The 7,962-nt window shown below is 68.6% G+C and carries 7 protein-coding genes; 3 read left to right on the forward strand and 4 right to left on the reverse strand.

Annotated elements, in window-relative coordinates:
• Positions 1 to 261: 261 nt before the first annotated feature.
• The 3 genes from purB to AB0F41_RS31185 form a co-directional block, all read right to left on the reverse strand.
• The gene (purB, locus tag AB0F41_RS31175) at positions 262 to 1,689 is read right to left on the reverse strand and encodes an adenylosuccinate lyase (RefSeq protein WP_357430112.1); all 1,428 of its coding nucleotides are present in this window, start codon (positions 1,687 to 1,689) and stop codon (positions 262 to 264) included.
• Between the two features lie 6 nt (positions 1,690 to 1,695).
• Entirely contained in the window at positions 1,696 to 2,343 is a 648-nt protein-coding gene (locus tag AB0F41_RS31180; protein WP_357430114.1) for a TetR family transcriptional regulator, read from the reverse strand.
• A 156-nt stretch (positions 2,344 to 2,499) separates the two neighbouring features.
• Positions 2,500 to 3,663, reverse strand: a complete 1,164-nt coding sequence (locus AB0F41_RS31185; protein WP_357430116.1) for a pyridoxal phosphate-dependent aminotransferase — start codon at positions 3,661 to 3,663, stop codon at positions 2,500 to 2,502.
• A 198-nt stretch (positions 3,664 to 3,861) separates the two neighbouring features.
• Between AB0F41_RS31185 and AB0F41_RS31190 the strand changes: the two genes are divergently transcribed.
• Both AB0F41_RS31190 and AB0F41_RS31195 read left to right on the forward strand, forming a co-directional pair.
• Positions 3,862 to 5,004, forward strand: coding sequence for a M23 family metallopeptidase (locus tag AB0F41_RS31190; RefSeq protein WP_357430118.1), 1,143 nt, complete (start codon positions 3,862 to 3,864; stop codon positions 5,002 to 5,004).
• A 409-nt stretch (positions 5,005 to 5,413) separates the two neighbouring features.
• Positions 5,414 to 5,968, forward strand: coding sequence for a transglycosylase SLT domain-containing protein (locus tag AB0F41_RS31195; protein WP_357430120.1), 555 nt, complete (start codon positions 5,414 to 5,416; stop codon positions 5,966 to 5,968).
• A gap of 61 nt (positions 5,969 to 6,029) precedes the next feature.
• Here the strand turns inward: AB0F41_RS31195 and purD are convergent, their stop codons facing one another.
• On the reverse strand, positions 6,030 to 7,301 hold the full coding sequence (gene purD / locus AB0F41_RS31200; protein WP_357430122.1) for a phosphoribosylamine--glycine ligase: 1,272 nt from the start codon (positions 7,299 to 7,301) through the stop codon (positions 6,030 to 6,032).
• 189 nt (positions 7,302 to 7,490) lie between these two features.
• Here purD and AB0F41_RS31205 point away from each other — a divergent pair, with 189 nt between their 5' ends.
• A complete protein-coding gene (locus AB0F41_RS31205) occupies positions 7,491 to 7,868 on the forward strand; it encodes a PH domain-containing protein (protein ID WP_357430124.1) in 378 nt (125 codons plus the stop codon).
• Positions 7,869 to 7,962: the final 94 nt, after the last annotated feature.

The raw sequence follows: 7,962 nt of genomic DNA on the forward strand, positions 1-7,962 counted from the left end.
CGTCGCGACCGGCGCAGTGCGCAGAGGCCCCTCGCCCGAGCTCGTCAGCCCTCGAGACTCGCGGCTGCGCCGCCTCGCTTCGAGGGCTGACAGCAGACGCGGGCCGAACCCTTTGTGGGCCTCGCTGAACTCGGCGCCGGGAGGGTGGACCGATTCTGGGGAGTGGCGCATCCGGATGAGGGTGGGTGGCCGGGTTGGGGGCGGATCTACCGGGGATGGGATGGGATGGGATGGGATGGGATGGGAGGGGGCGGGGCGGGGCTACAGGATGGGGGCGGGGGTGTAGCGGGCGGCTTCGGGGTGGGCTTCGGCCAGTTTGCCGACTTGGGCTACTACGTCGGCTACCTGGGCGTCGGCGGCGCCGATGAAGGCGGCCTTGTCGGAGAGGGCGGCGTCGAGGGCGGCGCGGTCCAGGGGCATACGGTCGTCGGCGGCCAAGCGGTCCAGCAGGTCCGGTTCGCGGCCCTGCTCACGCATGGCCAGGGCGACCGCCACCGCGTGTTCCTTGATGACCTCGTGAGCGGCCTCGCGGCCGACGCCGGCGCGGACGGCGGCCATGAGGATGCGGGTGGTGGCCAGGAAGGGCAGGTAGCGGTCCAGTTCCCGGGCGATCACCGCGGGGTAGGCGCCGAATTCGGCGAGCACCGTCAGGAAGGTCTCGGTCATACCGTCGAGGGCGAAGAACGCGTCCGGCAGCGCGACCCGGCGCACCACCGAACAGAACACATCGCCTTCGTTCCACTGCGCACCGGCCAGTTCCGCCGCCATCGACCCGTAACCGCGCAGCACGACCTGCAGTCCGTTGACGCGTTCGCAGGATCGGGTGTTCATCTTGTGCGGCATGGCGGAACTGCCCACCTGGCCGGGCTGGAAGCCCTCGGTGACCAGTTCGTGGCCCGCCATCAACCGGATGGTGTGGGCGAGCGACGACTGGGCGGCGCCGATCTGCACGAGCGCGGAGAGCACATCGTGGTCGAGCGAGCGCGGATAGACCTGGCCGACGCTGGTGAGGACCTCGGCGAATCCGAGATGCCGGGCCACCTGCTGTTCCAGGGTCGCCAGTTTGGCGGCGTCGCCGCCGAGCAGGTCCAGCATGTCCTGGGCGGTGCCCATCGGGCCCTTGATACCGCGCAGCGGGTAGCGGTCGATGAGTTCACGCAGCCGGGTGAGGCCGATGAGCAGTTCGTCGGCGGCGGAGGCGAACCGTTTCCCGAGGGTGGTGGCCTGCGCGGCGACATTGTGCGAGCGACCGGCCATCACCAGTGTCTGGTATTCGGCCGCGCGCTCGGCGAGCCGGGCGGCGACGGCGATCCCGTGGGCGTAAATATGTTCGAGGGAGAGCCTGATCTGCAGCTGTTCGACGTTCTCGGTGAGATCACGGCTGGTCATCCCCTTGTGCACGTGTTCGTGCCCGGCCAGCGCGTTGAATTCCTCGATCCGGGCCTTCACATCGTGGCGGGTCACCCGCTCGCGTTCGGCGATGGAGGCCAGGTCCACCTGTTCGACGACGCGCTGATAGTCGTCGACCACCCCCGCCGGCACCTCGATACCGAGTTCGGCCTGGGCGCGCAGCACCTCGAGCCACAGCCGCCGTTCGAGCACGACCTTGTGCTCGGGCGACCACAGATGCACCAGCTGCGGACTGGCGTAGCGAGTGGCGAGGACGTTGGGGATCAGGTCGGAGGTCACGTCCGGTCAGTCTAGTGACCGGTACCGGTCCACCGGCTGGTGCGTCGCGGGAGCGACGATATCGATGACCTCGAGCAGCGCTCCGCGGGCCAGACGCCGGGGCTGCGGATCGGGTTCGCTCAGAGCGGCGACCACCGCGCCGTCGACCACCGCGACCAGTCTGCGAAGTTGTTCGGGGCGCACGATCCGGTCGGATCGGCGCAGGACATGGGCAAGCAGCTCGTCGAGCTGCCCGCGTAGTCGGAGCTGGACCTCCCGTAGTTCCGGATGACGCGCCGAGGCGACGGTGCGCTCGTAGCGCGCGATCAGCCGCCCACGAGCGGCGTTGGCGCCCTCGTCCACGCCGTCCGGGCCGATCAGCAGGTCGAGCACCAGTTCGGCGGTCGCGTCCGCGCCGCGCCGGCGGTGGGTCACCTCACCGATCCGCCGCCGCATCGCCTCGAGTTCGGCGTTCCCACTGAACTCGACGGCTCGCGCGATCAGATCCTCGAGCGATTCGAAGTAGTAGGTCGTCGACGCGAGCGGGAGTTCGGCGCGCGTGGCGACCGAACGGTGCCGCACCGCGTCGAAGCCACCTTCCAGCAGCAATTCGGCAGCAGCGGCCACCAGCGCCTGGCGACGCCGTTCACCTTTCGGAGTCGTCGCGGTTATCACCGTGCCATCGTGCCAGTTGTCATCAGTACATCCGTACGAAATCAGGGAAAGGGAGGGCAACCATCGATGTTTCTACCGCATCCGCGCAACAATGGTGTCGTACTGTGCAAAGTTATTGCATCGCACAGTATTTCTGTCGACGCACAGTATTGCGTATCAACCCTGGTGACGCAGGAATCCGGCCAGGCGGCCGAGCGCGGCCTCGATATCGGCGGTCGCCCCGGCGAATGAGAGCCGAACGGTGCGGTGCCCGTTCACGGTGTCGAAATCCAGACCGGGTGCCAGGGCCACACCGGTGTGCGCCAGAACCTGCGCGCACCACGCCATCGAATCACCGGTCAGATGCCCGATATCGGCGTAGGCGTAGAACGCGCCGTCGGCCGGGGCCAGGTCGGTGATGCCGAGCGCCGGCAGACCGTCCAGCAGGATCGACCGGTTGATCGCGTACCGGCTCACATGCGCGTCGAGTTCGGCCTTCGCCTCGGCGTCGAACGCGTGCACCGCGGCGTACTGCGAGATCGCCGGCGGGCAGACGGTCATATTCGAGGCCAGACGTTGCAACGCGGGCCGCAGCGCGGGCGGCGCCAGCATCCAGCCCAGCCGCCAGCCGGTCATGGAGAAGTATTTCGACACCGAGCCGATCACCACCGCGTTGGATGAGGTCTCCCAGGCCGACGCGGTGCGCTCCGCGCCGTAGGCGATGCCGTGATAGATCTCGTCGGAGATCAGGAGCGTGCCGTGCGCATCGCACCAGCGGGCCACCGCGGCCAGTTCGGCCGGGTCGATCATGGTGCCGGTCGGGTTGGCCGGGCTCGCCACGATCAGGCCGCGCGGCGGCTCGGGCAGCGTGTCGAGCATGGCGACCGTGGGCTGGAAACGGGTTTCGGCCCGGCAATCCAGTTCCACGACACGGCAGCCGAGCGCGGTGAGGGTGTTGCGATAGGCGGGGTAGCCGGGACGCGCGACCACTACCGTGTCGCCCGGATCGAACGCCGCCAGGAAGATCAGCGTGAACGCGCCCGACGAGCCGGTGGTGACCACGACGTCGTCCGCGTCGACCGAGTACCCGTAGGTGCGGTGGTGGTGCCCGGCGATGGCTTCCCGCAGCGGGAGGATGCCGAATGTCTCGGTGTAGCCGAGCAATTCGGCATCGAGCGCCGCCCGGGTGGCGCGCAGCACCGGCGCGGGCGCGGGCGTCGACGGCTGCCCCGCCGCCAGACTCAGCACATCACCGTGTGTTCTGACGCGTTCGGCGGCGGCTTTCCAGACATCCATCACGTAGAAAGGGGGGATGGTCGAGCGCCGAGATTCAGTGGACACCCGACCGACGGTAGAACACCGCATCGGGCCGATCGACGGCTATGGTCTGCTCTGATGCTCGAAAAGGCCAGCCGGTCGGCCGCCGGGCCGACCCACTCCGACTCCGGATCCGCCGCGTCCGGCCGCGGTTCCGGGGCCGGACGCCGACGCCGGAACCGGGTCCCGCGACCCGGTTCGGGGGCCGGGCGCGCCGCAGAGGTGGATACGGCGACGGAGGTGGACAACGCCGCGAGCGTGAACACTGCCGCCGATGTGGACAGCGCGGAATCCGAAGAGCATCCCGAGGATCTACCGACACGCCCGGACCTCGCCGAGGATGTGAACGATCCCGCCGATACCCCCCACGTCACCGCGAACGAGCGGGTGTCGCTGCGACGTGCGGCCGCGGTGGGCGGCGGTCTGGTGATCGCGCCCGGCTGGCGGGACCGGGCGCCCACACCCCCGCGACTCACCCGCGCGGAACTCGCCACCGCCTGCAGGCGGGGCCTGGAACGGACGCGCGACATCTGGCGGCAGCGGCCGACCCCGGCCGAGCTCCGCGAATTCGCGGCCCGGCGCCCGTCGGCCGAAGAGGTGAAGGCCACCGCCCGGCGGCACCGGTACCTGATCGGCGGACTGATCCTCACCCTGCTGCTGGCGACCGGGGATGCGGCCGGGAGCTTCCTGGTCACCGATATGACCCCGGTGCCCGGCGTCGCGCACCGGGTGGCGGTCGCGTATCCGCTGCAGCTGTCCACCCCGGTCCCGTCGGTTCGCCGCTATCTGGACGCCATCGACAACGGCGAGCGCCTGCGTGAGCAGGCCGTGGTGGCCGCCGCGTCGCGGGCGACCCTGGAGCGCGCCAAAGCGGAGGCCGCCGCCGCGGCCGCCGGGCAGGAACAGCCCTGGATCAACACCGCACCGGGCGAACCGGGGCTCGGCACCATCCCGCCGGGTGCCATTCCACCCAGCGCCGGCGGCTTCGTGCTTCCCGCACCGGGCACCTTCACCTCGGGCTTCGGCAGCCGGTGGGGCACCTTCCACCGCGGTATCGATATCGCCGGCCCGATCGGCACCCCCATCTACGCGGTCGCGGACGGCACAGTGATCGACGCGGGCCCGGCCGCCGGTTTCGGATTGTGGGTCCGGATCAGGCACAACGACGGGTCGATCTCCGTCTACGGCCATATGTACGACTTCTTCGTCTCGGTCGGCGAACGGGTGCCGGCCGGAATGCAGATCGCCCGGATGGGTAATCGCGGTGATTCGACCGGACCGCATCTGCATTTCGAGATCATCATGGACGGACAGCACGTCGACCCGCAGCGCTGGCTGGCCTTGCACGGTCTTTCCTACGGCTGATCATTTACCGGCAAATTCGTAGTGTTCGACGGAAGTCGAACCAGGACTCCGCATACGGTGTGATCGATCTCGCCGTAACACCTGGTACATCGATTTCTCTCAGCACAATAGAACTTTGCATTCATTTTTGGTTCATCTTTTGTTCATCTTCTGCAATCATTCTGTGATCGCCAGAAAACAGACCGCAAGCCTGTTTATCGCCCGGTTTCGTATTCGTCCGAATACTCCGTCGCGACGGCCCCGCCCGCATCACCGGCCCCCGGCCGGCGCTCGGCGCACCGCACCGCGATTCGCGGCCAACTGAATGTCCTGTCATACAAAGAAATCCACAAAAGGAAACAGCGCAGCGACAGCGCCGACGGAAAGACAAGCCCGCCGGTGCGGTACCCCCGCGCTGTCGGAGCCCCTGATGCATGTACGAAAACTGTTGCCCCTCCTAGCCATCGCCGCTGTCGCCGCCCTGCCCGCCCAGGCCCACGCCGATATCGCCGGCGTGCCCGCCGAACTGCAGGGACCCGCGCAGCAACTCCAGCAGCAGGCCCAGCAGCTGCCCCAAGACCAGCAGAGCCAGCTGCGGCAGTTCCTCCAGCCGCTGCCCCAGCCCGTCCCGCAACTCCTGCCCCAGATGCTTCCGGCGAGCTACCCCGACAACCTGGACGGCTGGATCCGCGGCGCGATGGATGTCCTCGGGCAGCACGGCATCCCGGCCAGCTACGAAGGCATCCACCGCAACGCCCTGCGGGAATCGGGCGGCGATCCGCACGCGATCAACCTCTGGGACTCCAACGCCGCGGCCGGTATCCCCTCCAAAGGGCTCATGCAGGTCATCGACCCCACGTTCGCCGCGTACCACGTCGAAGGCACCTCGTGGGATATCTACGACCCGGTCGCCAATATCGCCGCGGCCTGCAACTATGCCGCCCACCGCTACGGCTCCATCGATAACGTCTACGGGGCGTACTGACCGTCGCGCAGTTATCCGGTGACGGCGGACCGGCGATTGCCGCCGCCGTCACCGGCGCGAATCAGAGACGAATACGATCCTCGACCGCGGCCAGACCGATATCGGACCGGTAGTGACCACCGGTCAGCTTGATCCCCGCCAGCCGGTCGTAGGCGACCTCCCGGGCCGCGGTCAGATCAGCGCCGGTACCGACGATGCTGAGCACCCGGCCACCCGCCGACACCAGCGCACCGTCCGCACGCAGCGCGGTCCCCGCGTGCAACACCGTCGCCGCGTCATCGGTCGCGGCATCGCTCGCGCCGGTGATCACATCACCGGCCCGGGGCCGCCCCGGATAGTGCTCGGCGGCCAGCACCACGGTGACCGCGGCGCCGCCGTGCCACCGCGGCGCGGGCAAATCCGCCAAGGACCCGGTCGCGGTCGCGTACAACAGCTCCCCCAGCGGACTCTCCAGCAGTGACAGCACCGCCTGCGTCTCCGGATCACCGAACCGGCAATTGAACTCCACCACCGCGGGGCCCGCCGCGCCCATCGCCAGCCCGGCATACAGCAGACCGCTGAACGGGTTCCCGCGACGCACCAACTCCGCCGCCACCGGGGCCACCACATCATCGACGATCTGCCCGACCGCGTCCTCGGGCAGCCACGGCAGCGGGGTATAGGCACCCATCCCGCCGGTATTCGGCCCGGTATCTCCGTCACCGACCCGCTTATGATCCTGCGCCGGCAGCAGCGGAACCACCGTCTCGCCGTCCACCAGGCAGAACAGCGATACCTCCGGACCGTCGAGGAAGGATTCCAGCAAAACCGGATGCCCCTGCTCGAGCAGTTCGGCAGCATGATCACGCGCCGCCAGCCGGTCCGCCGTGACCACCACGCCCTTACCCGCGGCCAGGCCGTCGTCCTTCACCACCCAGGTCGGGCCGAAACGATCCAGCGCGGCATCCAACTCCGCGGGGGTGTCCACAATCTCACTGTGCGCGGTCCGCACCCCCGCCGCGGCCATCACATCCTTGGCGAACGCCTTCGACCCCTCGATCCGCGCCGCCGCCGCCGACGGACCGAAGCACGCGATCCCCGCCGCGCGCACCGCATCGGCCACCCCCAGCACCAGCGGCACCTCCGGACCGATCACCACCAGATCGGCCGCCACCTCCCTGGCCACCGCGACAACGGCATCGCCGGAACTCGGGTCCACCGGCCGCACCTGCGCCAGCTGCGCGATACCGGCATTACCCGGGGCCGCGACGAGCGCGCTCACCGCGGGGTCACGACGAAGCGCAAGGACGAGGGCGTGTTCACGGGCTCCGGAACCGATGACGAGTACTCGCACGCGGACAGCTTATAGGGGCCACGAACCCGCCCGGAATCCCAGGTTCGCCGCCGCCCCCGCCGGTACCAGCGGGTTCACCACAGCACCGGCCGGGCCCGGCCACACCGTGGATGATGGTGGTGAAACACCCGCAGCGGGTGGGCAACTCGCGCGCCCCCTTGCCGGCGCGCTGATGGGAGGACGTACGTCATGGGTCTGATGGACGGAATCATGGGCAACGCCGGACAAATGGAACCGGCCCGCGCCCAGCAGGACTACCAGCGGCTTCTCGGCAACGGCGAACAGATCTACTCCGCCTACATCCTGGTCCGCGATGCTCTGCTGTTCACCAACCGCCGGCTCATCCTGATCGACAAACAAGGACTGTCCGGCCGGAAAATGAGCTACCACAGCATCCCCTACCGCTCGATCACCCACTTCGCGGTGGAAACAGCGGGCACCTTCGACCTCGACGCGGAACTGGTGCTGTGGATCGCGGGCACCGACGTCCCGATCCAGAAGAAGTTCAACCGCCAGGTCGACATCTACGAGGTCCAGGGCATCCTCAGCCACTTCGTGGCTGTATAAATGGCGCGGCTTCGCCGCGCGGGGTTCGGCCCTCTTGGCGTCTGCTGTCAGCACTCGAGACTCGTGGCTTCGCCACCTCGCTTCGAGTGCTGAC

Source organism: Nocardia sp. NPDC024068 (assembly GCF_040638875.1).
Taxonomy (GTDB): Bacteria; Actinomycetota; Actinomycetes; order Mycobacteriales; family Mycobacteriaceae; genus Nocardia.

Coding starts and splice junctions, on each gene's coding strand:
- AB0F41_RS31195 (WP_357430120.1), top strand. CDS start 5,414: ATGCATGTACGAAAACTGTTGCCCCTCCTAGCCATCGCCGCTGTCGCC.
- AB0F41_RS31205 (WP_357430124.1), top strand. CDS start 7,491: ATGGGTCTGATGGACGGAATCATGGGCAACGCCGGACAAATGGAACCG.